The 25,136-nt window shown below is 41.4% G+C and carries 27 protein-coding genes and 1 pseudogene; 25 read left to right on the top strand and 3 right to left on the bottom strand.

Annotated features, from left to right (window positions below; genetic code table 11):
- Window positions 1-16: 16 nt before the first annotated feature.
- The 18 genes and pseudogenes from H8S90_RS11765 (at window position 17) to H8S90_RS11680 (ending at window position 16,360) form a co-directional block, all read left to right on the top strand.
- Window positions 17-1,126, top strand: a complete 1,110-nt coding sequence (locus H8S90_RS11765; RefSeq protein WP_187342713.1) for an efflux RND transporter periplasmic adaptor subunit — start codon at window positions 17-19, stop codon at window positions 1,124-1,126.
- A 4-nt stretch (window positions 1,127-1,130) separates the two neighbouring features.
- The gene (locus tag H8S90_RS11760; RefSeq protein WP_187342712.1) at window positions 1,131-1,676 is read left to right on the top strand and encodes a TlpA disulfide reductase family protein; all 546 of its coding nucleotides are present in this window, start codon (window positions 1,131-1,133) and stop codon (window positions 1,674-1,676) included.
- Between the two features lie 26 nt (window positions 1,677-1,702).
- A complete protein-coding gene (locus H8S90_RS11755; RefSeq protein ID WP_187342711.1) occupies window positions 1,703-2,149 on the top strand; it encodes a protein-disulfide reductase DsbD domain-containing protein in 447 nt (148 codons plus the stop codon).
- 10 nt (window positions 2,150-2,159) lie between these two features.
- Window positions 2,160-3,833 (top strand): protein-disulfide reductase DsbD, encoded by a 1,674-nt coding sequence (locus tag H8S90_RS11750; RefSeq protein ID WP_187342710.1) that lies wholly within the window; start codon window positions 2,160-2,162, stop codon window positions 3,831-3,833.
- 7 nt (window positions 3,834-3,840) lie between these two features.
- Complete coding sequence (locus tag H8S90_RS11745) at window positions 3,841-4,443, top strand: TlpA disulfide reductase family protein (RefSeq protein ID WP_255501920.1); 603 nt, start codon at window positions 3,841-3,843, stop codon at window positions 4,441-4,443.
- 31 nt (window positions 4,444-4,474) lie between these two features.
- The gene (locus tag H8S90_RS11740) at window positions 4,475-5,107 is read left to right on the top strand and encodes a TlpA disulfide reductase family protein (protein ID WP_187342709.1); all 633 of its coding nucleotides are present in this window, start codon (window positions 4,475-4,477) and stop codon (window positions 5,105-5,107) included.
- Window positions 5,108-5,279: 172 nt separating this feature from the next.
- Entirely contained in the window at window positions 5,280-6,473 is a 1,194-nt protein-coding gene (locus tag H8S90_RS11735) for a hypothetical protein (RefSeq protein WP_187342708.1), read from the top strand.
- 180 nt (window positions 6,474-6,653) lie between these two features.
- On the top strand, window positions 6,654-6,944 hold the full coding sequence (locus tag H8S90_RS11730) for a hypothetical protein (RefSeq protein ID WP_187342707.1): 291 nt from the start codon (window positions 6,654-6,656) through the stop codon (window positions 6,942-6,944).
- A gap of 23 nt (window positions 6,945-6,967) precedes the next feature.
- Entirely contained in the window at window positions 6,968-7,267 is a 300-nt protein-coding gene (locus tag H8S90_RS11725; RefSeq protein ID WP_187340262.1) for a transposase, read from the top strand.
- Window positions 7,210-8,130: an IS3 family transposase gene (locus H8S90_RS11720; protein WP_187342862.1), complete on the top strand. Its 921-nt coding sequence runs from the start codon at window positions 7,210-7,212 to the stop codon at window positions 8,128-8,130. The genes H8S90_RS11725 and H8S90_RS11720 overlap by 58 nt, the downstream gene beginning before the upstream one ends.
- A 25-nt stretch (window positions 8,131-8,155) precedes the next feature.
- Window positions 8,156-8,437 (top strand): annotated as a pseudogene (locus H8S90_RS11715) (potassium-transporting ATPase subunit B); the annotation flags it as partial.
- Between the two features lie 12 nt (window positions 8,438-8,449).
- The gene (locus H8S90_RS11710) at window positions 8,450-9,010 is read left to right on the top strand and encodes a K(+)-transporting ATPase subunit C (protein ID WP_187342706.1); all 561 of its coding nucleotides are present in this window, start codon (window positions 8,450-8,452) and stop codon (window positions 9,008-9,010) included.
- A gap of 60 nt (window positions 9,011-9,070) precedes the next feature.
- Entirely contained in the window at window positions 9,071-9,541 is a 471-nt protein-coding gene (locus H8S90_RS11705) for a hypothetical protein (RefSeq protein WP_187342705.1), read from the top strand.
- 24 nt (window positions 9,542-9,565) lie between these two features.
- Complete coding sequence (locus tag H8S90_RS11700; RefSeq protein ID WP_187342704.1) at window positions 9,566-10,642, top strand: porin; 1,077 nt, start codon at window positions 9,566-9,568, stop codon at window positions 10,640-10,642.
- 90 nt (window positions 10,643-10,732) lie between these two features.
- The gene (locus tag H8S90_RS11695) at window positions 10,733-11,566 is read left to right on the top strand and encodes an alpha/beta fold hydrolase (RefSeq protein ID WP_187342703.1); all 834 of its coding nucleotides are present in this window, start codon (window positions 10,733-10,735) and stop codon (window positions 11,564-11,566) included.
- Between the two features lie 6 nt (window positions 11,567-11,572).
- The gene (locus tag H8S90_RS11690; RefSeq protein WP_187342702.1) at window positions 11,573-12,814 is read left to right on the top strand and encodes a glycosyltransferase; all 1,242 of its coding nucleotides are present in this window, start codon (window positions 11,573-11,575) and stop codon (window positions 12,812-12,814) included.
- A 645-nt stretch (window positions 12,815-13,459) separates the two neighbouring features.
- Window positions 13,460-14,584, top strand: coding sequence for a sensor protein KdpD (locus H8S90_RS11685; RefSeq protein WP_187342701.1), 1,125 nt, complete (start codon window positions 13,460-13,462; stop codon window positions 14,582-14,584).
- A 12-nt stretch (window positions 14,585-14,596) separates the two neighbouring features.
- Window positions 14,597-16,360, top strand: a complete 1,764-nt coding sequence (locus H8S90_RS11680) for an ATP-binding protein (protein ID WP_187342700.1) — start codon at window positions 14,597-14,599, stop codon at window positions 16,358-16,360.
- 471 nt (window positions 16,361-16,831) lie between these two features.
- On the opposite strand, the gene H8S90_RS11675 is transcribed toward H8S90_RS11680, so the two are convergent.
- The gene (locus H8S90_RS11675; protein WP_187342699.1) at window positions 16,832-17,002 is read right to left on the bottom strand and encodes a hypothetical protein; all 171 of its coding nucleotides are present in this window, start codon (window positions 17,000-17,002) and stop codon (window positions 16,832-16,834) included.
- A gap of 364 nt (window positions 17,003-17,366) precedes the next feature.
- Here H8S90_RS11675 and H8S90_RS11670 point away from each other — a divergent pair, with 364 nt between their 5' ends.
- Complete coding sequence (locus H8S90_RS11670; protein WP_187342698.1) at window positions 17,367-17,693, top strand: hypothetical protein; 327 nt, start codon at window positions 17,367-17,369, stop codon at window positions 17,691-17,693.
- Window positions 17,694-18,060: 367 nt separating this feature from the next.
- Here the strand turns inward: H8S90_RS11670 and H8S90_RS11665 are convergent, their stop codons facing one another.
- The gene (locus H8S90_RS11665) at window positions 18,061-18,912 is read right to left on the bottom strand and encodes a mechanosensitive ion channel family protein (protein ID WP_187342697.1); all 852 of its coding nucleotides are present in this window, start codon (window positions 18,910-18,912) and stop codon (window positions 18,061-18,063) included.
- 238 nt (window positions 18,913-19,150) lie between these two features.
- Between H8S90_RS11665 and H8S90_RS11660 the strand changes: the two genes are divergently transcribed.
- The 6 genes from H8S90_RS11660 to H8S90_RS11635 all read left to right on the top strand — a co-directional run bounded on the left by H8S90_RS11660 (window position 19,151) and on the right by H8S90_RS11635 (window position 24,487).
- Window positions 19,151-20,932 (top strand): TrkH family potassium uptake protein, encoded by a 1,782-nt coding sequence (locus H8S90_RS11660; RefSeq protein WP_187342696.1) that lies wholly within the window; start codon window positions 19,151-19,153, stop codon window positions 20,930-20,932.
- Between the two features lie 52 nt (window positions 20,933-20,984).
- Window positions 20,985-21,662 (top strand): TrkA family potassium uptake protein, encoded by a 678-nt coding sequence (locus tag H8S90_RS11655; protein WP_187342695.1) that lies wholly within the window; start codon window positions 20,985-20,987, stop codon window positions 21,660-21,662.
- A gap of 121 nt (window positions 21,663-21,783) precedes the next feature.
- The gene (locus tag H8S90_RS11650) at window positions 21,784-21,981 is read left to right on the top strand and encodes a hypothetical protein (protein WP_187342694.1); all 198 of its coding nucleotides are present in this window, start codon (window positions 21,784-21,786) and stop codon (window positions 21,979-21,981) included.
- A gap of 1 nt (window position 21,982) precedes the next feature.
- The gene (locus H8S90_RS11645) at window positions 21,983-22,360 is read left to right on the top strand and encodes a hypothetical protein (RefSeq protein WP_187342693.1); all 378 of its coding nucleotides are present in this window, start codon (window positions 21,983-21,985) and stop codon (window positions 22,358-22,360) included.
- Between the two features lie 59 nt (window positions 22,361-22,419).
- The gene (gene nhaA / locus H8S90_RS11640) at window positions 22,420-23,640 is read left to right on the top strand and encodes a Na+/H+ antiporter NhaA (protein ID WP_187342692.1); all 1,221 of its coding nucleotides are present in this window, start codon (window positions 22,420-22,422) and stop codon (window positions 23,638-23,640) included.
- A gap of 16 nt (window positions 23,641-23,656) precedes the next feature.
- Complete coding sequence (locus H8S90_RS11635; RefSeq protein ID WP_187342691.1) at window positions 23,657-24,487, top strand: universal stress protein; 831 nt, start codon at window positions 23,657-23,659, stop codon at window positions 24,485-24,487.
- Window positions 24,488-24,855: 368 nt separating this feature from the next.
- On the opposite strand, the gene H8S90_RS11630 is transcribed toward H8S90_RS11635, so the two are convergent.
- Entirely contained in the window at window positions 24,856-25,020 is a 165-nt protein-coding gene (locus tag H8S90_RS11630; RefSeq protein ID WP_187342690.1) for a hypothetical protein, read from the bottom strand.
- Between the last annotated feature and the right edge of the window lie 116 nt (window positions 25,021-25,136).

Here is a 25,136-nt window from a genome sequence, read left to right as displayed (position 1 = left end):
TAAAACTAAAATTACAATGTATCAACGCATTATAAAAAATAAGAAACCAGTAGCACTACTGGCAATGGCGACCTCGCTGGCATGGGTATTCACAGCATGTTCCCAAAACAACAATCAACAAGAGCAAGAACAAAATACAGAGGTAAAGCCTGTTAGCTACCCTACGGCTCCCATACAATTTATCAATCCCGAATATGAAATATCTGTTCCTGCCGAATTACGGCCTTATGAGCAGGTAGCCGTATATGCAAAAGTGACAGGGTTTGTAAAACAGCTAAACGTTGACCGTGGCGACCGTGTTCGTAAAGGACAGCTTTTGGCCGTATTGGAAGCTCCCGAAATGGAGCAACAGTATCTTTCAGACCGATCCGTTGAACAAAAGGCATACAGCGATTATGAATATGCAAAACAAGCCTATGACCGGTTGGTCGATGCATCCAAAACAACGGGAGCGGTCGCGGATATTGAACTGGACAGGGCAAAAAGTGCGATGGAAAGTGCCAAATCCAGCTATGAAGCCTCCAAAGCCGGTACTGCACATTCTTCGCAGTTACAGCAGTATTTACGCATCACAGCCCCGTTCGACGGCGTGATAACAGGTCGGAATGTTTCGGTAGGTGCATTGGCCGGTACCGGCTCCAATGTGCCGTTGTTTATGATGGCACAGAGCAATAAACTCCGTTTGACACTATCCCTGCCCGAAAGACACGCTTCATCGGTAAAACAGGGTATGCAGGCAACTTTCACCGTCAGTTCGCAACCGGGAAAAACATTTGATGCCGTCCTTTCCCGCACATCGGGTTTGCTCGATCAGCAGGACCGCTCCCTTACGTTGGAGTTTGACGTAAACAACCCATCGGGCGAATTGCAGGGCGGAGACTATGCGCAGGTAAAACTCAAATTGCAACGTAGGAATCCCTCGCATTGGGTTTCCTCGAAAAGTGTTCTCAACACCCAATCCGGAACCTACGTCATGACGTTGAGCAACGACGAGATCAAACGTATCCGTGTAACGGAGGGTGTTCGCTTGGATACATTGACAGAAGTATTCGGCAATCTTTCGCCGGAAGACAATATTATTTTAAAACCATCAGAAGAAATCCCGGAGGGACAAATAAAAAAATAAGAATATGAAAACATACATCAAAAAAATGCTCTTGCTTCCTGTTGTGGTCATTGCAGGATGGGCATACGCATCAATTAACAATATCGGCAGTCATCAAGGCATGGATAGTCATTCACCCTCCATGTCCAATGATGAACAAATCCCCGATCTAAAGTTCAAGGACGAAAATGGCGAAATAGTTTCAATGAGGTCACTAAAAGGCAAAGTCGTTTTTATAAACCTTTGGGCAACATGGTGTCCCCCCTGTATCCACGAAATGCCATCCATCCATAAGCTACGTCAGCATTTCAAAGACAATGACGATCTGGTATTTCTCATGGTGGATATGGACGGAAACCTTAAAAGTGCCCAGTCCTTTATGAAAAGGAAAAAATTTGACCTGCCGGTACATATTCCCGACAGCGAAATACCACATGAACTTTTTTCCGGCTCGATTCCCACCACGATCATCGTTGACAAGAAAAACAACATCGCTATTAGACGTGTAGGTGGGGCCGATTATATGTCAAAGGGTGTTATTGACTTCATGACAGATTTATTGAATGAATAATTATCAACCATAAAAAAATAAATACAATGAAAAAGATCCTATTTTTTACAGTCGCATTCTTTGTAAGTGCTACTTCGTTTTCCCAGATTTTAGATCCTGTAAAATGGTCGTATGCCTCAAAGCGCATCAGTGATACAGAAGCTGTGGTGCTGATAAAGGCCACGATGGACAAAGGTAGGCATATCTATTCACAGACCGTTCCCAAAGACGGCCCACAACCTACAAGTTTTTCTTTTAACTCCAATAATGGGTACAAGCTAAAGGGAAAGACAAATGAACCGAAGCCTATCATCGAGTTTGAAAAGGCATTCAACATGGAATTGGGCTATTTTGAAAATTCCGTTGTGTTTCAGCAACGAATAGATCTATTGGCAAGCTCTCCGACCGTGAAAGGCAAAGTGGTCTATATGGCCTGTAATGATACACAATGTTTACCACCGGAAGAGGTGGAATTTAGTATTCCAATAAAATGATTTCCTTCCTATGAGAATAATAGCAAAATTATTTACAATATTATTTATTAGTGCAGCAATGCTGTTCACTGCAAATGCGCAGGACACCCTTATCCCTTTTGATGATGTCGAGTTTACAGACATCGGTGAAGAGCAGTCTAACGAGATCAGCGATAACCAAGCTGATCCCCAAGAAATTACGCCAGGAGAGGGTAACATAGATTCCATAGAAGCAGACAGCACAACGAGCAATGAACGCTCGCTTTGGGCAATCTTCATTGCCGGTTTTATCGGAGGGTTTGCAGCACTCTTGATGCCCTGTATCTTTCCAATGCTACCACTGACAGTCAGCTATTTTACAAAAAGTGGCCATACCAAAGGAAAAGCAGTGATGCAGGCTTCGATATATGGGTTGTCCATTATACTCATATACGTACTATTGGGTATATTGATTACCGTTGTGTTTGGTGCCGATGCACTCAATAGCCTGTCCACCAATGGAATTTTCAATTTCGCCTTCTTTGTCCTTTTGGTGGTATTCGCGTTCTCCTTTTTTGGTGCGTTTGAAATTACCCTGCCTACCTCACTTGCCAATAAATTGGATAGCAAAGCTGACAGTGGTGGCTTGATCGGCCTATTCTTCATGGCAGCTACATTAGCGGTTGTATCCTTTTCCTGTACCGGCCCGATTATCGGAACTTTACTTGTACAGGCGGCAACAATGGGTGAACTTTTGGGGCCTTCGATTGGAATGTTGGGTTTTGCATTAGCATTGGCAATACCGTTCACGCTCTTTGCCATGTTCCCAAGTCTTTTAAAAAGCCTTCCTTCGTCGGGTGGCTGGCTCAATAGCGTGAAAATAACCCTCGGCTTTTTGGAATTGGCACTTGCGTTGAAATTCCTTAGCAATGTAGACCTTGCTTACCATTGGAACATATTCGACAGAGAGGTTTTTTTAGTCCTTTGGATTATCATTTTTGTGTACTTGGGTTTTTATTTGTTAGGGAAAATAAGGTTTCCAAGTGAAAAGCCCATTGAAAGCCTAAGCCTGCCAAGGATGGTGCTATCCATGATCGTACTTGCTTTCACGCTGTACATGGTGCCAGGATTGTGGGGTGCACCTCTAAAATCCATTTCAGCATTTTTGCCACCACAGGCAACGCAGGATTTTGACCTGTACACATCTTCATTGGGCGGAACCCGTACGGATAATACTTCGACAGGCAAAGCACATAAATATTCGGATATATTCCATGCCCCATTGAATCTCGATGTCTTTTTTGATTACGAAGAGGGCATGGCATACGCCAAAGAAGTGGGTAAACCTGTCATGCTGGATTTCACAGGCCATGCCTGTGTCAACTGCCGTAAGATGGAGGCATCCGTGTGGCCGGACAAAGATGTATATAGGTTATTGAGCGATGAACTGGTCATCATACAGCTTTATGTGGATGACAAGACAGCATTGCCGGAAGAAGAACGGTATGTATCGTCTTTCAGCGGAAAGAACGTCCGAACCATCGGAAACAAATGGAGTGATTTTCAAGCAAGCAGGTACAACTCCAATTCGCAACCCTATTATGTGCTTTTTGACCCTGCTGATGAAGAGATACTGGTTAATCCCATCGGGGCAGACTATGACTCCAAGAGATATTACAACTTCCTGCAATCAGCAATAGACCAGTACAGAAATAAGCATGAATGAACGATTAATGAACAGAAAACAAATAGAATTTATCATGAAGAAGCAATTTAAAAATGTAGTATTCCGTACAGGACTTTTCATAATGGCCACGATCTCACTGGTCGCTTGTGGAAATACAGACAACAGCAAAGAAAGTAAAGCGGAGAGCGGTGACGTTGTGACCGAGGAAGTACAAGAAGTGGCGGAAGTAGAAACCGCACCGGCCAACGATCTATCGTTTAAGGACAAAAACGGCGATGTCGTATCGCTAAGCTCACTAAAGGGCAAGGTTGTTTTTATCAACTTTTGGGCTACATGGTGTCCGCCATGTATCCATGAATTGCCGTCCATCAACGAGCTAAGGAAAACGTTTAAAGATGACATCGAATTTGTGATGGTAGATGTAGACAACAAAATAGAGCAGGCCACAGCCTTTATGGAGGAAAATAAATACGACCTGCCAGTCTATACGCCAGCGAGTAATATTCCATCCGATTATCTGGGAGGTGCTATCCCCACTACGGTCATTCTCGACAAAAATGGAAAAATGGTCAGCCGAATAGAGGGTGGCAGAGATTATTCAGCACCGGAAATCGTACAAGGCTTGACCCAATTGGTAGAAAGCCATTAATAGAATTTTAAAATAATAATGAACAACAAATATGCGAAACGACAATAAAGTTGGAGAGAAAAACTCTCCAACAACCAAAAATAAATTTTGGCAGTTCATACGAAAAAATGGATTCTCTACCCTGATGGGAATCTTCATTGTGGTATTGCTTGTAAGCCCCGATGCAAAATCATTTATGCTACAACAATTGATGCGTACGGGGGTATTTAATGCCAGTATAGACAAAAAAGGTTCAGCTACAAGTACACATTCGGACAATGATTTTGATTTTGTAGACCACAAAGGCAATGTCCAAAGTACCGCTTCTTTGAGAGGTAAAGTTGTCTTTATCAATTTTTGGGCATCGTGGTGCCCACCATGTAGGGCAGAATTTCCGTCCATCGAAAGACTCTATTCCAGGTTCAAGGATAATCCCAATATGTTCTTTTTAACAATAAATGAGGACACCGACCTATCGGCAGGTTACGATTATCTCAAAAAGGAAAACTATTCCGTACCATTTTATAGAACAAACAGCAAGGTTCCAAGTGACATTTATTCCGGAGCATTGCCAACAACCATCGTACTGGACAAAGCCGGCAAAGTCCGCTTTCATCATGCGGGCTTTGCCAACTACGGATCAGACAAATTCGTAAAGCAAATCGAAGAATTGATAAAGGAATAGGATGAGTTTTCTGCTGAATTTTTGGATACCGTTTCCCAAAACCGATTTGTACAATTTGGGTATAGGGGTTTCGTAGATTAGAAAAAGCAATTTTGAAGAAATAAGGTCAAAGTCTTGCCTAATACACTGGCGAAATTAGATCAAAGTTATATATGCTTAAATGAATATATAAATGGAACGTGGAAAATACCCATTGGAATGGTTAGATTTATTAATAACAGTTACCCTCAATCCGTCAAATACGGATGTTTCTGTCATAACCGAAGAACAGGCAGAGCATATCGAAAGCCATTTGAGGGAAGAAATCTTGCGTTTGCAGTCGCTCATAAAAGGTCAAGTGTTTTCCATTAATAAAGAAAACGAAATAGACTTGCTCATAAAACAATACCATGCTTCCCTGATCGCTTTGCTTGACCAGACCATCAAGAACCAGCGACTAACAGCACATGTAGAAAAAATAATTCAGAATTTAAACAAAGCAATCCTTGCAAATCTGGACGAGCTTTTCTCCTTTTTGGAAACACGTTTTTCAAAATATATCAGTCTCGATGAGCGGGTGCCTGCTACGTATTTTGACGTAACCAAGCACGAGCTGAAAATTAAAGTGGATAGGTTGTGGAAGTATGCAGAAGATAATCAGGTTGCGAAACTATTGCTCAAAAGGTTGACACATTTTGTAACGGCATCCACATACCCATATGAATTGACTTTTAGAGTTGTATTGTATTTGCGTGAACTAATAAATGGACTGGAAGAAATCGACTGGATACGCAATGACAGAGAGGACTTTCCCCAATTGGAACAATTACTAATATACATGAATTTCAACAGCAAAAAATTCATGAACATACTTACCGACCGTCTTGCAAAGGAAGTCAATCGCTATGAACAGCCTGTAGAAAGAATGGATAAGCTATTGTACTTTTATAAGGCTTATAACCAATTGCACCGCAAACCGGACACGAAACTAAATCCTAAATATCGGGATTTGGACACGGTCATCAACAACTGGTTTTCGCAGGAGATAGTTTATCTTGAAAAGAAATTGAGATTGACCGTGATACCATTGCAGGGTAATACAGACATGACATCGAATAACAGAACGACACCAATACAAAAAGTCCTTTGTGTACTTTCGACCGATCAAATGGCATTGATACTGCGGGCGACGGATGACCTTAGGATTATCCACGCTAAATCACTTACCGAAGTTTTCAGAACCATAGCACCTCATCTATCAACTCCCTATAAAGAAGATATTTCTCATGAAGCAATGAGAAGCAAGGCGTATAACCCTGAAGAAAGAGACAGACAGATCGCCATTGAAACGTTGGAACGGATTATACAAAGGATCAGAGAATATTAGCCTAAACAACCCAAGCCTTGATCCCTGTTCCAAAGTAGGATCAAAAATAACCAAATAGCCACAGGAACGAAAAAGGAACGGATAATCCGTCCTTGCAACCGCCTTTGTTTCACCATACTTTGGTACTACCATATAAATTTTAGATGGATAGCACGATGTGGAATTATAGACTTTGTGGTTATGGAACAGGCATCAATCGAAAATCATTATTCCGGTATGTTGGAGCAATTGGGATATATCAATGGATCGATCAGAGAATCCGTAAAGAACCTCAATGAATCACTTTCCTGTATCGCCGACACGATCAACGAATTAAGGGAGCGCATAAGACGCAACCCATTCGAGGATGAAACGGACGAAATCAACTTTTTCAAATATACCAAGCCCCGTTTCTGCGCATGGCAAACCTATGTCGTGGATTTGCACAAGATCCTGTCTGGAGTTGCTACCTTTAAAGCGAGACAGATTTAGATAGTAATTTTAAATTTGTAGAAATGCATAGAAAATTTGATGATTCGTTTAAGACCATGGCGGTCGATTTGAGCGTTGTTAAGGGGTCTGTAGCCGATGTAGCTAAGGAATTAGACATAGACCCCAGTTTGCTCAGTAAGTGGCGTAGAAACCCACGTTATAATGGGAATAAAGTTTTACCTGACAATCCTAAAATTAGCCCAGAGGAACAGGAGTTGAGAATTTTGCGTAAAAAATTAAGAGAAACAGAATTAGAGCGTGATATATTAAAAAAGGCCATAGCCATCTTCTCCAGGGGAGACGGTCCATATACCGGTTCATAAAGGCGAACCGAGAGGTATATTCCGTAGAGAAGATGTGCGAAGTATTGAACGTTAGTAGCAGTTGTTTTTATCGTTGGCTGATTTCTCCGGAGTCCCCTAGTGAACAGCGAAGTAAAGCACTTCTGGATAAAATACAGCAGGTACACAGTGACAGTAAGTATATCTATGGTAGTCCAAGGATAACTGCAGAGCTGCATAAAAAAGGTGAAATGGTATCAAGAAGCTATGTTGCAAGGTTGATGAAGAAACATGGGATACGAAGTAAGGTCAAGAAAAAATATAGGGTGACCACAGATTCGAGCCATAGCTATGGGATAGCTGAAAATCTCCTCCAAAGAGATTTTTCAGCGGATGCCCTGTCACAGAAATGGGTTGGCGACATTACCTATATCCATACTGACAAAGGGTGGCTTTATCTAACAACAGTCATTGATCTGGCGGACAGAAAAGTCATCGGATGGTCTTTGAGTACTGATATGACCGCTAAAAACACTTCTGTAGAAGCCATCAGGATGGCTATTAAAAACCGGCGTGTCAAAGATGGACTGATCTTCCATTCGGATAGAGGGATCCAATATGCCTGCGATGAATTCAGGGAGGTAATTGTAGAAAACAGGATACTTCAAAGCATGAGCAGAAAAGCGAATTGCTGGGACAATTCAGTTGCTGAGAGCTTTTTCAAGACATTAAAGGCTGAAATGGTCTATCATAGAAAATTCATGGATCAGCAGTCAGCTAAATTGGAGATCTTTGGATACATTGAAGGATTTTATAACACCAAAAGAACACATTCTGCTCTGGGTTATAAGACACCCAGACAGATCGAAGAAATGCTATTGGAAAAAGAAAAAATGGCAGCATAAAAAAGTCTCCTATTTTTAGTTGCAATTCCACATCGTTCCGGCATTGTTCATCGCTTCCATTCCCGCCTTGCAGGGCCTGAACATTATGAACTTACATTCGCCTGAAAGTGCCATCCTTTCTGCGGTCATCTTCAATGCGATTATCATCCCGCTTTTAATACCATTGGCATTGAAAGGCGTGGCTTACAAGCCAATCGGTGCAAGTGCCTTACTTCGCAGAAACCTGTTTGTCTATGGTCTGGGCGGTGTGGTCGTTCCCTTCATCGGGATAAAGCTGATTGACATTTTAGTTTCAATATTCATTTAAAAATTAGCAACAATGAAAGAGAATATATTTCCTGCGATACGGCTTACGATAGTTTGCTTATTGTTCTTTTCAGGCGTGTACACCGTGATAATGTTGGGCATAGCCCAACTTGCACCAAATAAAGGCAAAGGCGAAGTGCTTGTTGACAACGGCAAAACGTATTATACCAATATAGGGCAACAGTTCACGGACGATAAATATTTCTATTCCCGTCCGTCTGCGGTGGATTACAATGCTTCGGGTGCAGGCGGCAGCAACAAAGGGGCTTCCAATCCTGAATACTTGGCGGAAGTACAGGCAAGGATTGATACCTTTTTGGTACACAATCCTGATGTAAACAAAGCAGATATTCCGTCTGATTTAGTTACGGCAAGCGGTGGCGGGCTTGACCCGCACATTTCTGTGCAGGCTGCTAACATACAGGTAAAACGCATTGCCAAAATCCGGCACATTGCCGAGGGCAATATCCAACAGCTTATTCTCTCCAATACCGAAAAACCATTGTTTGGATTGCTTGGAACCGAAAGAATAAATGTGCTTAAACTAAACATGGCATTAGACAAATTAAAATAGTTGAAAGTTGGCGGTCATTTTAGGACACGACACAATACAGACAAAGACAACTAAAAAAATATGGCAACTACAATTTTAAAAATACTTATGACCTTGTTTTGTTTACAAGTTGTAATTAAGTCTTATGTTTTCTTTTTCGTTAAATATGACATAAGAAAAAAACAACTTGACAAATCATATGAAAACAAACTTAGTGCAACTAAAACAACAGACTATGTTTCGTTAGCGATATGTGCGATTTTGCTAACTTTATTATTCTTTTCAGAAAACTTGGAATATTTAAGTTTCATCACGGGGCTTTATATTGGTGCGACACTAATTCAACTATACTTCCACCAATATTCCAATAAATTACCATTGTCTGACGACAAAGCACCGACAGAGCCATTATCACCGATAAAACTTATATCGTACTCTATACAAGCATTTCCAAAACGACCTTGGAAAGAACTTTTGTTTCTTACAATATTATTTCTTTGGGGACTTTATATGTTACTATCAAAAGGATTTGACTTGTTTCCAAACTCATAAAAAACAATTAATAATTACAGACAGATGAAAAAGATAATAGTAGCATCATTGATGTTGCTGGCAACAAAAGGATTTGCTCAAACAGACAGCACAAAATCGCCCTTGACCTTTAGTGGTTATCTCGAAACATATTATGCTTATGACTTTGGCAACCCTTCAGACCATAACCGCCCCGGATTTGCCTATTCGTTCAACAGGCATAACGAAGTAAACCTGAATTTGGGTTTTGTGAAAGCAGCGTATCAAACGGATAAAGTAAGGGCAAACCTTGCACTGGCGGCGGGTACTTACATGAATGCCAACCTTGCGGCAGAGCCGGGCGTATTAAAAAACATCTATGAAGCCAATGCAGGGGTTAAAATTTCAAAAACGAAAGACCTGTGGATAGATGCAGGTATCTTTGCTTCACACATTGGCTTTGAAAGTGCGGTAGGTAAAGATTGCTGGAATTTGACCCGCAGCATTTTGGCAGACAATTCACCCTATTATGAAAGCGGTGCAAAGATTTCCTACACCACCGATAACGGCAAATGGTTTATCAGTGGATTGATATTGAACGGCTGGCAACGCATACAACGTGTGGACGGTGATAATACGCCAGCATTTGGTCATCAGCTTACGTATAAACCCAACTCAAAAATCACCTTAAACAGTAGTTCTTTTGTTGGTAGCGACAAGCCCGACAGCACAAGGCAAATGCGCTACTTCCATAACTTCTACGGACAGTTCCAGCTACACGAAAAATTTGCTTTGATAGCAGGATTTGATATTGGCGCAGAGCAAAAAGCCAAAGGAAGCGATAGCTACAATGTTTGGTATTCACCTGTTCTGATTGTAAAATACAGCCCTGCCGAAAAACACAGCATTGCCGTTCGTGGCGAGTATTACAGCGACGAAAACGGTGTGATTATCGGCACGGAAACACCAAATGGATTTCAGACGTTCGGCTATTCGCTCAACTACGATTATCTGATAATGGATAACGTAATGTGGCGAATTGAAGCAAAGGGTTTTTCTTCAGAAGATAAAGTGTTTTTAAAAGACGGCAATCCCACGAACAATAATCTCTTTTTAACGACGTCATTAGCCATTTCGTTCTAATGATAAAAGGCAGGTGTTTTTCAATGCCTGCCTTTTATTGATTTAATTTTGTACATGACAGGTTAATGGAAATTGAAAATGAAACAAAAAATGGCAACATCTGTAATAAAAACGGATAAAGGAATGATAGAATTTACCTTGCGTGGGCGGGGCAAAGCGGTTCTCATTATTCCCGGCGGACACATAGATTGCAGGGAGACAATTTTTCAAAAGGGATTAGACCCCAATAACTATTGCTTTATTACCCCTTCCAGACCGGGTTATGGAAAAACACCATTGACGGATTTTAATAAAACTTCTAAAGGAACGGCAGATCTGTTAATCACACTCTTAGACAAACTCAAAATTACAAAGGCGACTGTTATAGGCATTTCCGCAGGTGGTTTAACATCCCTAGAAATTGCCGCCAACTACCCCGACCGTATTGAACGTTTAGTATTGATGTCCGCCTTGACAAAAAAATGGTTTGTTGAAACCGATAAAACCTATAAAGGAGGGAAAAAAATATTCGCCCCAAAAATTGAATGGATTACGTGGGAGCTTTATAGACTATTTTTCAGAATATTTCCAAAAATGATGACAAAGACGATGTTTAGAGAACTGTCTAAATACCGCCCCGTTGATTTCACAAAAGATGAAATGAGGGAATTAAAAGGAATGACAATGAAAATGCGTTCGTCACAGGGCTTTAGCAACGATTTAGACCAAAGCATCGACCAGGGTACGTTAGGCAAAATAAAATGTCCAACCTTAATCCTTCACGGCAATTATGATAATTCGGTTGACTTAACACATCCCCACAATGCAAAAAGTAAAATCAATAATTCCAGGTTAGTTCTATTCAACAATCGCTGGGGGCATTTGCTTTGGCTCGGCAAAGAATACGATAGCCCATTGGACGAATTAAAAAAAGCAATGAAATAGAAAACGATGAAGATAACCATACTAACATTAGGAACAAGGGGCGATGTGCAACCCTACGCAGTGCTTGGAAAAGCATTGAAAGAACGAGGACACGAAGTTGTTTTGTCCACAGCAAAAAACTTTGAAAGCCTTGTTGCCTCCTATGGGATAGACTTTGTTCCTGTCGATATTGATTTTCAAGCATTGGTTCTTTCTGAAGAAGGAAACAAAGTCAGAAAAAATCCATTCCGTGCCAAAAAGTATCTTAAAAAAATTGTATATCCGATGATGGCAGATGCTTTTACCAAGTTCTATGAATTGGCGAAAGAAAGCGATAAGGTTTTATTTCATGTAAAAACATTAGCCGACAACTTCGCAGACCAGTTTCCCGAAAAGATGGTAAAGGCGGATGTTGTTCCGGCAAGCCAGCCCACATCAGCATTTCCCAATCCTGTGTTTAGCGCACTGCCATTGCCCGCTTTCCTCAACAAATTCACCTATAAACTAACTGAATTGGGATTAAAAATGTGGACAAAGCCTATCCGCGAATTTCGGCAAAGCGTGGGGCTTTCAAAGAAATTTAAAAAGCCTGATTTGCCCTCTCTGTATGGCATAAGCGAATTACTGTTGAAAAAGCCGGATGATTTCCCGCATAATAGCTTTTTCACAGGATTTTGGTTAGGAAATTCTTCTTCCGAATTAAGTAAAGACCTCGTTGATTTTATTTCAGGCGGTGAAGCACCTTTATTGATAACGTTCGGAAGTATGCCTTTTGACAGCAAGCTAAACATTTCCCAACTCATCAATAGGCTAAGCGAGGAATTAAGCATCAGGATTATCGTGATAAAGGGTTGGGGGATTTCAGAAACGGAAGCACTCAATGAAAACCCGAACATAAAAATAATTGATGCTGCAGCTTATGACAAATTGTTCCCGTTGGTGAAAGCCGTTGTTCATCACGGTGGCGTTGGAACAACCGCAGAGTGCTTAAAAGCGGGAAAGCCATTTCTGGTTTGCCCTGTATTGCACCCCCTTGGCGACCAGTTTTTTTGGGGTAAGGTTGCCTACGAAAAAGGAGTGGCTTTATATCCGCAACCACTCAAAAAGCTGACAACGGAAAAATTTGTGAACAACGTAAAAGAACTTTTGGAAAACGAAAGTCTTTATATAAAAGCACAAGAATTAGATGTGCAATTGTCAAAAGAGAATGGAGTTGAGAATGCCGTTGGCGTCATTTTAGGACAAGACAACACTATAAACAACAAATAGACAAAGATAAGTAAAAAATATGGCAACGACAATTTTAAAAATACTTATGACTTTGTTTTGTTTACAAGTCGTAATTAAGTCTTGTGTTTTCTTTTTCGTTAAGTACGACACAAGAAAAAAACAGCTTGACAAATCCTATGCAGACAAATTAAGTGCAACAAAGACGACAGACTACGTTTTGTTAGTAATATGCGCCATCTTGGTAACGCTTCTATTCTTTTCAGAAAATTTAGAGTATTTAAGTTTTATAACGGGACTTTATCTTGGAGCGACACTAATTCAACTATACTTTCATCAATATTCCAACAAACTACCATTATCTGACGACAAGGCACCGACAAAACCATTATCACCCATAAAACTTATGTCGTATTCTATACAAGCATTCCCAAAACGACCATGGAAAGAACTTCTATTTCTTACAATATTATTTCTTTGGGGGCTTTATATGTTATTATCAAAAGGATTTGGCTTATTTTGAAACATAAAAAAAAACAAACCGCCAAAAAGGGTTTGATGTCAGGCGGGCCAACGTTCAACCGTGAAAGTTCCTGCGAACTTTCACGCTCGAACACCAAGCTCCTGCCCGTTAAATCATCGAGCAAAATGCTGTTATATTAAAATTAATAACCTACACATCATTGAATGGAAGAAACAAGAAAATCGGCAGAGGAATTTCTCAATTTGATAAAAAAGTCGAGGCGGGGAAAATTTAAAGTCTATATCGGCATGAGTGCTGGTGTGGGCAAAACGTACCGCATGTTGCAGGAAGCGCATTCCCTGTTGAGGAACGGCATTGATGTAAAGATAGGTTACATTGAAACACACAACAGGGCTGAAACCCACGCCTTGTTAGAGGGCTTGCCTGTTGTACCCCGAAGAAAACTGTTTTACAAAGGGAAAGAATTAGAAGAACTGGACGTTCAGGCAGTCATCAACTTACGCCCCGAAGTGGTAGTTGTAGATGAACTGGCACATACCAACATCGAGGGAAGCAAAAACGAAAAACGCTGGCAGGATGTATTAGAAATATTGGACGCTGGTATCAACGTGATCAGTGCGGTAAACATCCAGCACATCGAAAGCCTGAATGAAGATATTAGAGAAATTACGAGAATAGAAGTAAAAGAGCGTATTCCCGACAGTGTGCTTGCCCAAGCCGATGAAGTGGTAAATATCGACCTTACAGCCGATGAATTGATTGCAAGACTGAAAGAAGGAAAGATATATGAGCAGGCGAAAATTGAAACAGCATTAAACAACTTTTTCAAGAGCGAACACATATTGCAACTACGGGAACTGGCGCTGAAAGAAGTCGCTTCGCAGGTGGAACGCAAAGTAGAAACAGAAATTACACCTTTAAATCCCGTAAAGCGGGAGCGGTTCTTAGCCTGTATCAGTTCCAATGAAAAAACGGCAAGAAACGTAATCCGGAAAACGGCAAGGCTTGCCAATTACTACAATAGCAAATGGTACGTATTATATGTGCAGACGCCCAGGGAAAGTGCAGATAAAATTGCATTGGATAAGCAAAGGCATCTTATCAATAATTTCAAATTGGCAACAGAATTAGGGGCGGAAATCATTAAGGTGGAAAACAACAATGTTTCCAAAGCCATCATTGAGCAATGCGGGAAAAGGAAAATAACCACCATCTGTGTTGGCAAGCCGCATTTGAATTTAATACGTGTCATTTTAGCAACCAATGTGTTCAATGAACTATTGAAAAAGCTATCCACCAATGATATCGACCTTGTTATACTAAGCTAAAGAATTGAAGCGATGAAAATAAAAACTAAACTGACGTTAGGCGTAGGGCTTTTGTTTGCAATGATTGCGTTGCTTACCGTCATAAGTGCAACCCGCATTAACAAACTGTCCGATGAAGCCAAGAATATTTTGGCAGATAACTATAACTCGGTAGACTATTGCCGCCAGATGCTAAATGCTTTAAACAATGGTATTGCCAGCCCTCCGTCACAAAAATCTTTTCAGGAAAACCTTGATAAACAGCAAGCCACCGTTACCGAAGTAGGCGAAAAGGATCTGACCAAAAAAATCACGGCAGATTTTGCCCAAATAGTGCAAGCACCCTATGATAGCGCACTGCAAAAAATAGTGCAGAAAGATATTATCGATATTATCTTGCTGAATATGCAGGCAATACAACGAAAAAGCGAAGTGGCAACCAAAACCGCAGACAGTGCTATTTTTTGGATCACCGTTACCGGAACGATTTGCTTTTTGATCGCTTTTACACTTTTGATAAACCTGCCCTCCAACATTGCCAATCCCATCAAAGAACTTATGGGAAGCATAAAACAGATCGCAGCCAAAGATTATTCGCAGAGGGTACATTTTGAGCAGCACAACGAGTTTGGCGAACTGGCATCGGCATTCAACACAATGGCTCAAAAGCTGGAAGAATATAGCAACAGCAGTTTGGCAAAGCTGATGATGGAAAAGAAACGGATTGAAACCCTCATCAACAACATGAGCGAACCTGTAATCGGTTTGGACGATAAACAAACCGTTCTGTTCATGAATGACAATGCACTGAAAATTGCGGGATTGCAAAAAGAAGAAGTGATAGGCAAACCCATTCAGGGCATTGCCCAACAGAATGACCTGATAAAAACCCTGGTGCGGGATTTGGCAGAAAAGCAGAATAACAACAAAAAAATAAAATCATTGCCTGTGAAAATATATGCCGATAACAAGGAAAGCTATTTTGAAGAAGAGATCATTCCCATCAAGATTATCCCGACAGGTGAGAAACGGGAAAAACATATCGGCAATGTGATCCTGCTGCAAAACGTTACCCCGTACAAAGAGTTGGAATTTGCCAAAACCAATTTCATAGCGACCGTTTCCCACGAATTGAAAACACCCATATCATCCATAAAGATGAGCTTGCAGCTATTGGAAAACGAGCAGGTAGGCACATTGAATACAGAACAGCAAAGCCTTGTGGAAAGCATTAAGGAAGATGCCGGAAGATTGCTGAAAATCACGGGTGAACTGCTGAATATGACACAGGTGGAAAGTGGCACTATCCAGATAAAAGTATTACCGTCAGATGTAAAAGAAATTGTGGAATATGCCGTTAATGCCACCAGAGCAGCAGCCGAGCAAAAACAGATTACGTTTGAAATAAAAGCGCCCGATAACTTGCCGAAAGTGCTTGCCGACAACGAAAAAACAGCTTGGGTATTGACCAACCTGCTTTCTAACGCCATCCGCTATTCATACGACAATTCCGTTATATACATTGACGTAGCAGCAGAAAATAACAAGATAAAGTTTACGGTCACAGACACCGGACAAGGCATTTCACCACAGTACATAGATAAAATATTTGACCGCTATTTCCGCATACCCGGCACAAAAAAAGAAGGTACAGGGTTGGGGTTGAGCATCAGCAAAGAATTTATTGAAGCACAGGGCGGAAAAATTGACGTAAAAAGTGATTTTGGTGCAGGCAGCACATTCTCGTTTGTCCTAAATGGCTTACAGAGCAATAACGGAAAATATAACAGTATTTAGGTTTCTCTATTGGTACCTACACACATGGACTTCAAATTATCAAGGTGAATAAATTTTAAAATGAAACGCTACATACGCTGGAAGCGAAAATAAATGAATTAGAGATTGAAGCCAATAGTTCGATGCAACTTATTAACAAGTCCCCGTATTTCTTCTCTATTTACTTAAATCCATATCGAAAAACCGCCCATTCAGTATATCCAATGGAAACTCAACTCATAATGTCGTAGTTTGTACAACGGCTATCTAACCATCAAAATAATGCATAAGATATTACCCTACAACCAGAGAAATTTCCTGCATATGAAAAAGGAAAAATAAGCGTATTTTTTTCGGCACGAGTTTCCGGATAAAGTTGGACTAGCTAAATACTGCCAAAATATCCCCCGCACTTGTATGAACTTACTTAAAAGTAAGACAATTTTATTCGAGGTTTATTCAACCGGCTTTATTGCCTGCCCAATCTGACCGCTATGAGAATCCTTTTGGATTTCTACTTGTCTTTGGAGCAGGATGCTTTCTGTTGGTCTTCTTTTTGGAAAAACTATCCGATCTATCCATAAGTTCTTGTTTCATAAGCGCGCTTTTGCCCGATTTCTTTTTGGGTGCATTTTCTCTGGGTTCCTGATCTTTCTTGGCCATAATAAACAAATTCTGTTAGTTGACAAATCCTTTTAATTAACGTAAAGATAACAGCTGCTTCTTTGATTTCAAATCATATTGCATTAGAAATCAATTAGAATACATTTGAAAGGCTGCATGCAAGGCCCCCAGATCTTTTTCTTTTTTCCTAAATACGGTAAGGAAAATTATATGTTTAAATTCTTATCGGCGTCCGCTTTTTAGTAAAAAGGGAGGCAACGTATTGCCAAAACAATACTATTAAAAATCTGTTCCCAAATATAGCGTATAGTTAATCTGGCCGAATGCAGAGGAGCGATAAGTGGGGCATACAAAGAGATAAAGTAATATATAAGGTAAACAAATAAGTTAAGGGGGATCTTTAATGGAAACACGAGTCCGGTTGATCATCAAAGTGCTTAAGTGTGCAAAAAAAGTAAACATAGCACATGGTTGTCCGATAATGTTCGACGGCTACAATAATGATGAAGTGCTCTCGGTATCCAAATTTCTTGCTCAAAAAGGTTATATTAAGTTAGCCTATGGGCATACGCTTGTGGAAAAGGAAAACCAATATTACCGTTCAACAGGGCCTAGTCTTATCATGGGGATTACGCAGAAAGGTACAACATTATTAGCGAAACTTTCAAAAATTAAGAAGTATGCGGCGGGCAACGAGATTGAAGATTATGTTAAATCCATCCAGGATTAAACATAGCTATACCGACGCATGTTGTTTTTTCGGTGAAATACCCTTTCAAAAAAGCTATCATCAATTTTGCGGTGAACTACTGGCCAAATAAGCTAAGAGAAACATTGCTAACAGAAAAAGTAATATGCCGGTTACGGCTAACCATGCTCTTCTATTTGTATCATTTCTATTCATAACAATCGAGGTTTTCTTAATAGTAATAAATCCGGTAGGAGAATCAGGTAAAGCGTTTTGATTGTTGTTCCCACACGATTACGTCGTTTAAGTCATTCTCCACATTCAAATGTAGACATAAATTGTTTTTTATCTAATAAAAGAAGTCAGCCGTCTAGACGGCTGACTTCTTATTAAAAGTAAACAAGGATTTCTATTCCGTTTTATCACGGATATGTATATCCCGTTGAGGAAAAGGGATTTCTATTCCCGCGTTGTCAAGTGCGGCTTTGCAATCGATCAATAACTGCTCATGCATCGTCCAGAAATTTTCGTTGGTAGCGGTAACCCGTACCGATAAATTGATCGCACTATCCCCAAGTTCTGTCACGACCACCTGTGGCGCCGGGGTTTCCATGGCATATCCGTTGTTCTTGATCACTTCCAGCAGAATCTCTTTCGCCTGTTTAAGATCTGTATCATAGGAGACACCGATATCAAACCAGGTGCGGCGGGTACCCATATGCGTAAAATTGGTTATGCCGCTATTGGACAAGTCACCATTGGGTACAACCACCAGTTGATTCTGTGGTGTCGTTAACTTCGTATTAAAGATATCTATTTCCTGCACCGTCCCTGAAATACCGGATTGGGACGTAATGAAATCGCCCACACGAAAAGGCTTCAACAGCAGGATCAATATACCCCCGGCAAAGTTAGCCAATGATCCTTGCAAAGCCAGACCAATGGCCAGACCAGCGGCTCCGATAATAGCAACAAATGCAGAGGTTTGAACACCCAATTGTGTTACAACCACAATAAAGAGAAGGATATTAAGTACCCAGGTTATGAGGTTAATCAGGAATCGCTGCAGCGAAACATCCATTTGACGTTTTTTAAAGGCCTTTTCCGTTACACGCGTAATTACCCGTATCAGCCACGAGCCTATCAAATAAATCAATAGAGCGGAAACGATCGCTGTCAGTATACGTGGTGCCCAATCCATTGCCGAGGATAAAAATTTATCCCAGTGCTGCTGAACATCCTTGAACTCTAAGTCTTCCATAATATTTGTTTTTACTGTTGATAAGTGATAAGAGATTTATTCAAAACTAAAGATTTCTTCCAAAGCATCGATGGAATAGAACAACAATTTATCAACAATCTATTTCCTACGCTGATTGTGTTTGGCAATGACAGGGGGGACGTCTTTAAAGGAAAATAAATTGCCAAAATATCATCCCGCACTTTTAAAAACGCATGATAAAAACTAAGTTTGTGCCAAATATATTGAATACTCCTGCATGAACTTACTTAAAGACAGAAGGTTTATCCGAGGGTTAAAGACTGTCGACTTGGGCATGCTTTACACCAGTTTGGTATGTTCCCTATTTATTCTGGCACATATTGGTTATAATTCCGATATAACAGTATCACTCTTTTTCGATCAGGTTATCGTTGGGGTTTTTTATGCCTTCGGCATATTGACACTGGTAAAAACAACCATTCGTTTTACGTCCCGATCAGATGACATTGCCTCTAAGTACGCTGAATTGTTTTTATGCTTCTATTTTTGCTTTGTGGTTATCGAGCGGTTTATTGCCCCCATATCGCCCGATTCCTTTTTCCGGCAGGCAGAGTGGCTTTATATGGGCATATTCGGCGTTTTTCTGGTAGAGATATCCAAGAGCAGTCTTTTCTTTGACCGCTTTTATTTCAACCCTACCTTATTGTTTGTACTGAGCTTTCTCTTTCTTGTACTTCTGGGCACGGCATTGTTACTGCTTCCAAAAGTCACTAACGGGCCTCCGCTGAGTTTTGTTAATGCGTTGTTCATGGCAACCAGCGCCGTGTGTATTACCGGACTTTCCGTAGTTGATATATCGGCTGATTTCACGCTCTTCGGACAAACCGTATTAATCGTGCTGGTACAGCTCGGTGGTTTGGGCATTATGACCTTTACCGGTTTTTTTGGCTATTTTTTCTCCGGCGGGTTTTCATATAAGAATCAATTGATGTACACTGAATTGCTGAGTGAGAACAAACTGGGATCCGTGATAAACACCTTATTGAAAATTATTTCGGTCACCTTTTTTTTCGAAGCGGTCGGAGCTGTACTGATTTACATGCATACACGAGAACTGTCTGATCAACTCAACCAGAGCCACTTTTTCTTTGCGATATTCCATGCGATATCCGCTTTTTGCAATGCCGGATTTTCCACGCTGCCCCAGGGACTGTATGAGGATGAAATCCGCTTCAATTATCCCTTGGTTTTTACTATTGCACTACTGTTCATATTGGGCGGATTGGGTTTTGGCATAGTATTTAACACCTTTACTTTTATCAAACGATGGATCATTAACATCTTTTGCCGGATATACCATGGTAAACCTTATCACTATAAGGCTTGGGTCATCAGTTTTAATTCCCGTTTGGTGGCCTGGACAACATTTATTTTATTAGCTATCGGAACCGTTAGCTGCCTTATATTGGAATATAACAACAGCCTTGCCGAACACGACAGCTTTTTAGGTAAACTGACTACCGCGTTTTTCCTGGGGGCAACCCCGAGATCAGCAGGTCTGAACACAACAGATATGGGAATGCTTGCTACGCCGACGACCATGATCATCATGCTCTTGATGTGGATCGGTGCGTCGCCGGCCTCCACCGGAGGCGGTATCAAAACAACCACCTTTGCGGTGGCCATATTGAATTTGGTGAGTCTGGTCAAGGGAAAAGATAAAGTGGAGATTTTCCGCAGGGAAATTTCAACAGACTCGCTACGGAGGTCCTCTGCCGTGATCATCTTATCGCTTATCGGGCTTGGCCTATCTATTTTCGGTCTCTGTTTGACTGACGGGCAGAAAGAAATCAAAAGTATAGCCTTTGAAGCCTTTTCGGCCTATGGCACGGTAGGTTTAAGTCTCGGGATAACCTCGGAAATGAGCAACGCCGGAAAGGTCGTACTGGCTATCAGCATGTTTGTGGGCAGGGTCGGTGCGCTCACTTTATTGGTTGCGATTGTCAAAGACGTAGGATTCAAAAATTACCATTATCCGCAGGAGAAGGTGCTGTTCTAGCGTCACCTGATATAGCGGGGGCCCCGCGGGGCATCTTAAAAACAACAGATTTATGAAATATATCGTTTTAGGACTGGGAAACTTCGGTAGAGCACTGAGCATCAGACTGACAGCATTGGGCCATGAGGTTATCGGCGTCGACAATAGCATGTCCAAAGTGGAGAACCTGCGCGAGAAGATTACACATACCGTGTGTTTGGATTGCACCGATCGTGACGCGGTAAGTAACCTGCCGTTAAGGGATAGTGACGCGGTGATAATTGCCATTGGGGAGGACGAAGGTGCTTCCCTGCTGGCCACGGCATTGATGAAGCAATTGAACGTCAAACGTATCGTTGGTCGTGTGGTATCCGATCTACAGAAGACGGTGCTAGAGGCCATGAAGATCGATGAATACATCCGACCGGAAACCGAATCTGCCGAGCGCCTAGCTATGCGCTTGGACAATATTGATATCATCGACAGTTTCAAGATTTCAGACAGGTACAGTATCGTGGAAGCGGTTGTCCCCGAAAAATATATTGGAAAGACTTTACAGGAAGCTAATCTTACCAATCAGTATAAAGTAATTGTGCTCACCACCATCAGACAGTACACAGAGAAGGTCAATGGCCATACCGAACAAAAAAAAGAAGCTACCGGCATTGCCAAATCTTCAACCGTGCTGCACGAGAACGACATTCTGGTTCTTTTCGGGGAGCTCAGCAATATCAACAAGTTGATCCGTTGATGGCACGACATGCTGGCTTTGTCAAAAAGGTCCGATAATATGGAGAATGCAGATTCTTCAAACAAAATGCCCAAGGTTTGTTTCTATATAAAAGACCATGTAAAATTTATTGATCACCGCGATGGAAAAGAAAACTTATCAGGGAAAAAGTCAACAGCAAAAACCACTCTTCAAACAATTACGTGGGCAGGTTCTGCCCATTCGTGAAGGGGACTCCGCTGGAAAGCGTATGGCAAAAAATATTGGTTTTGTACTTTTCTGTATATTTTTTCTGGCACTCACCGCAGCTCTCGGAGCCGCTGCCGTCGTTGCCGCTTAGCATGCGTACACTATTACACCCTTTATTTTTAATAGGCTGCGTCACCTGGATTACTGTCCGCATGTTACGGGGGGCTCAAACACTCCCGGAATTTATCAACAATTATCTTACCGACGTTCTCGCTATTCCAGTTATTGGAACGGTGTTACTTACGTTCATGAGGACGTCCGTTATTCACAGTAACAGTTACTTCTTTCCTATGTTTTATGTGTATTTTATGGTGGTTTATACCGCTTTGGTTTTTGAAGGACTGTTACCCCTGTTCTCCGACAGATATACCGCCGATCTTTTCGATATATTGGCGTATATTATTGGAGGATATTTATTTCAACTATTTATCAATAAACCGCTAACAAAGCGACTGCCATCTGACGATTAGCCATTGTATTAATACGCTCCAATGCGGTATTTTATCCAAAAAATGGTACTTTTACAGCGATGACATCTCCAACTTATTACAGCAGGCTTAAAAATTTCTTATTCTCCAATTCAGGGCCGGGCATTTTGCTCATGGCCTGTGTAGTGATATCCTTAACCATTGCCAATTCACCGTTAGGGGCAGGCTTCGAGAAGTTTCTCGACGGGGAAATCGGCTACGAGTCGCACGCCCTGCATCTCAGATATCCGATCATATTGTGGATAAACGACGGTCTAATGGCCATTTTCTTTCTCCTTGTGGGCCTCGAAATCAAGCGCGAAATTGTAGGTGGAGAGCTTTCATCCACCAGAAAAGCGGCGTTACCCGTATTTGCTGCGCTCGGCGGGGTAATCATGCCCGCTGTTATTTATGCCCTGTTCAACCATGGCACAGAAACGGCTTCCGGCTGGGCAATCCCTATGGCTACCGATATCGCCTTCGCTCTGGCTATTATAACCCTGTTGGGCAAAAAAGTACCGATAACACTTAAGATCTTTTTGGCCGCCCTGGCAATTGTAGATGACTTAATGGCCATATTGATCATTGCGATATTCTACTCGGGAGACCTGCATTACAACTACCTTGTTTATGCAGTCTTATTGGTCGCAGGGCTTTTTGTCCTCAACCGCCTTGGTGTCAAAAATCTAGCGGTTTATTTAATTCCGGGGCTTTTCATCTGGTATTTTATCCATCATTCCGGCATACATGCCACCATTGCAGGAGTGCTGACAGCATTTACAATCCCTGTTAAAGGTACAGGCGACACGGAATCGCCATTGCTCAGGTTGGAACACGCACTTTCCCGGCCTGTCAATTTATTGATCATGCCCGTATTCGCTCTTGCCAATACCAATATTGCCTTTGTCGAAGGCATGTTCGGCGGATTGGCATCGCCATTGGGTCTAGGTATCGTATTGGGCCTGTTCATTGGTAAGCCCTTGGGCATATTCCTGCTTTCCTGGATTTCGGTAAAAGCTGGCGTATGTGCCATGCCCAGCCATGCCAATTGGAAGCACTTATTGGGCGTAGGCATGCTGGCAGGCATCGGTTTCACGATGTCTATTTTTATAGCTTTGCTGTCCTTTTCCGGAGAGGAGCTGATGATGGCTGAAGCAAAATTTTCCGTATTGGTTGCCTCTGTCATCTCAGGTATTGTGGGGTCTCTTTTCCTCAGTATCATTAACAAAAAAACGGACAATAAACCTACGACTACAAACGTAAAAGTATCTAAAGAGCTTTAAACAAAATCGTAACAATATGATCCAGTCAATTTTAGTCCCGACTGATTTTTCTAAAAACGCAGGATTGGCCCTTCGATATGCGCTGGCCATTGCCAGAAGATTTGACTGTCGGGTACATGTTATGCATGCATTCACCGCCTTTCAGTCAAGTTTTCAGAATGAAGCTTCCAATCGAGAGGATCTGATCCGTGCAGAGCAGGAAGCTACTGCGGAGATGGATAGCTTCCTGAAGACAGAGACCACTGAGAATCTGGCTGTCTACATCAGCTCCAGCCTGTTTAAAGGAAATATTGTGGAAGCTGTGACCCAGGCAGTAAATACTACGGGATCTGATCTCATCATCATGGGTACAAAAGGCGCTTCAGGTTTAAAACATACCCTGATCGGAAGCAGTTCTTTTGAGGTTGCCGGAAGCTCCCCCGTACCTTTGATCGTGGTTCCCGAAGAAACTCAGAATTTCCGGCTCGAACAGATAGCCTTCCTCACCGACTATGCAAACAGCGATATCAGTGCGCTGAAAACGCTCAAAAACTTATTTGGATCAACCAAGAGTTCCTACAGGTTCTTTCACATGAAGCTATCTGAAGAAGACTCGTCGGAGATCGATCAACGCATCCTCGCAGAATGGGTACAATCGCTCAAAAAAATAGTTCCCCTCGACAATGTATCTCATGAGCTGGTGCAGGGCGAAGAAAGTCTGACTTTGGTGAACGAAATAGCCGAGCGCAACAGCATCGATCTCCTGGTAATCACCATCCGTAAAAAAAACTTTTTTGAGAAACTGTTTCAGAAAAACCTGGTGAAGGCGATTATTCACCAGTCCAAAACACCTGTTCTGATACTTTAAATAACTGTTGAATAATTCTGTTAAAACACAGCCTCATACGAGGTGCCTTCATAAGGTAACACAAAGTTGTGATGCCTACATAAAGAACTAAATTGGACTTCTGAAGACTACTTTGTAAGATCATGTTGGCGATTTTTTTGTTTATGAGATCTATATAGGCGACTACGACATCGGGACACTGATTTAATTTTAATGACATTGCCTATTATTACATGAATATCATGCTCATCGCTAGAACGGTAAGCGCTAAAATTAAATTTTTTAGACCTACTTGTAAACCATTTCCATACAATGACAGCGAAAGAAAAATTAAAAATTGTAAAAATTATCCATACACTAATTTGGATATTTTTTAATGTTGTCATCTTTTACATGTTATACGCTGTATTGACGAACTGTTTAGACGTCTGGCTTTGGCTCGGATTTGTTCTTTTGTTTTTGGAAACGTTGATATTAATACTGTTTAGATGGTCCTGTCCGCTAACGACGATTGCGCGCAGGTACTCATCATCCGCCAGAGATAATTTTGACATTTACCTACCTAAATGGTTGGCGAAAAACACCAAGCGTATCTATACCGTATTAGCAATCTCCATCGCTATTCTTACGATTTACAGATTAATATATGATTGAATTAACAGAATTCCGA

Source organism: Olivibacter sp. SDN3 (genome assembly GCF_014334135.1).
Classification (GTDB): domain Bacteria; phylum Bacteroidota; class Bacteroidia; order Sphingobacteriales; family Sphingobacteriaceae; genus Olivibacter.
Note: the sequence above shows the minus strand (reverse complement) of the source record. Positions and strands in the feature narration are given on the sequence as shown.

Excerpts from the sequence above, each read along its gene's own strand:
- H8S90_RS11765 (WP_187342713.1), top strand. The coding sequence starts at position 17 with ATGTATCAACGCATTATAAAAAATAAGAAACCAGTAGCACTACTGGCA.
- H8S90_RS11760 (WP_187342712.1), top strand. The coding sequence starts at position 1,131 with ATGAAAACATACATCAAAAAAATGCTCTTGCTTCCTGTTGTGGTCATT.
- H8S90_RS11755 (WP_187342711.1), top strand. The coding sequence starts at position 1,703 with ATGAAAAAGATCCTATTTTTTACAGTCGCATTCTTTGTAAGTGCTACT.
- H8S90_RS11750 (WP_187342710.1), top strand. The coding sequence starts at position 2,160 with ATGAGAATAATAGCAAAATTATTTACAATATTATTTATTAGTGCAGCA.
- H8S90_RS11745 (WP_255501920.1), top strand. The coding sequence starts at position 3,841 with ATGAACAGAAAACAAATAGAATTTATCATGAAGAAGCAATTTAAAAAT.
- H8S90_RS11740 (WP_187342709.1), top strand. The coding sequence starts at position 4,475 with ATGCGAAACGACAATAAAGTTGGAGAGAAAAACTCTCCAACAACCAAA.
- H8S90_RS11735 (WP_187342708.1), top strand. The coding sequence starts at position 5,280 with ATGGAACGTGGAAAATACCCATTGGAATGGTTAGATTTATTAATAACA.
- H8S90_RS11730 (WP_187342707.1), top strand. The coding sequence starts at position 6,654 with ATGGAACAGGCATCAATCGAAAATCATTATTCCGGTATGTTGGAGCAA.
- H8S90_RS11725 (WP_187340262.1), top strand. The coding sequence starts at position 6,968 with ATGCATAGAAAATTTGATGATTCGTTTAAGACCATGGCGGTCGATTTG.
- H8S90_RS11710 (WP_187342706.1), top strand. The coding sequence starts at position 8,450 with ATGAAAGAGAATATATTTCCTGCGATACGGCTTACGATAGTTTGCTTA.
- H8S90_RS11705 (WP_187342705.1), top strand. The coding sequence starts at position 9,071 with ATGGCAACTACAATTTTAAAAATACTTATGACCTTGTTTTGTTTACAA.
- H8S90_RS11700 (WP_187342704.1), top strand. The coding sequence starts at position 9,566 with ATGAAAAAGATAATAGTAGCATCATTGATGTTGCTGGCAACAAAAGGA.
- H8S90_RS11695 (WP_187342703.1), top strand. The coding sequence starts at position 10,733 with ATGGCAACATCTGTAATAAAAACGGATAAAGGAATGATAGAATTTACC.
- H8S90_RS11690 (WP_187342702.1), top strand. The coding sequence starts at position 11,573 with ATGAAGATAACCATACTAACATTAGGAACAAGGGGCGATGTGCAACCC.
- H8S90_RS11685 (WP_187342701.1), top strand. The coding sequence starts at position 13,460 with ATGGAAGAAACAAGAAAATCGGCAGAGGAATTTCTCAATTTGATAAAA.
- H8S90_RS11680 (WP_187342700.1), top strand. The coding sequence starts at position 14,597 with ATGAAAATAAAAACTAAACTGACGTTAGGCGTAGGGCTTTTGTTTGCA.
- H8S90_RS11675 (WP_187342699.1), bottom strand. The coding sequence starts at position 17,002 with ATGGCCAAGAAAGATCAGGAACCCAGAGAAAATGCACCCAAAAAGAAA.
- H8S90_RS11670 (WP_187342698.1), top strand. The coding sequence starts at position 17,367 with ATGGAAACACGAGTCCGGTTGATCATCAAAGTGCTTAAGTGTGCAAAA.
- H8S90_RS11665 (WP_187342697.1), bottom strand. The coding sequence starts at position 18,912 with ATGGAAGACTTAGAGTTCAAGGATGTTCAGCAGCACTGGGATAAATTT.
- H8S90_RS11660 (WP_187342696.1), top strand. The coding sequence starts at position 19,151 with ATGAACTTACTTAAAGACAGAAGGTTTATCCGAGGGTTAAAGACTGTC.
- H8S90_RS11655 (WP_187342695.1), top strand. The coding sequence starts at position 20,985 with ATGAAATATATCGTTTTAGGACTGGGAAACTTCGGTAGAGCACTGAGC.
- H8S90_RS11650 (WP_187342694.1), top strand. The coding sequence starts at position 21,784 with ATGGAAAAGAAAACTTATCAGGGAAAAAGTCAACAGCAAAAACCACTC.
- H8S90_RS11645 (WP_187342693.1), top strand. The coding sequence starts at position 21,983 with ATGCGTACACTATTACACCCTTTATTTTTAATAGGCTGCGTCACCTGG.
- nhaA (WP_187342692.1), top strand. The coding sequence starts at position 22,420 with ATGACATCTCCAACTTATTACAGCAGGCTTAAAAATTTCTTATTCTCC.
- H8S90_RS11635 (WP_187342691.1), top strand. The coding sequence starts at position 23,657 with ATGATCCAGTCAATTTTAGTCCCGACTGATTTTTCTAAAAACGCAGGA.
- H8S90_RS11630 (WP_187342690.1), bottom strand. The coding sequence starts at position 25,020 with ATGTCAAAATTATCTCTGGCGGATGATGAGTACCTGCGCGCAATCGTC.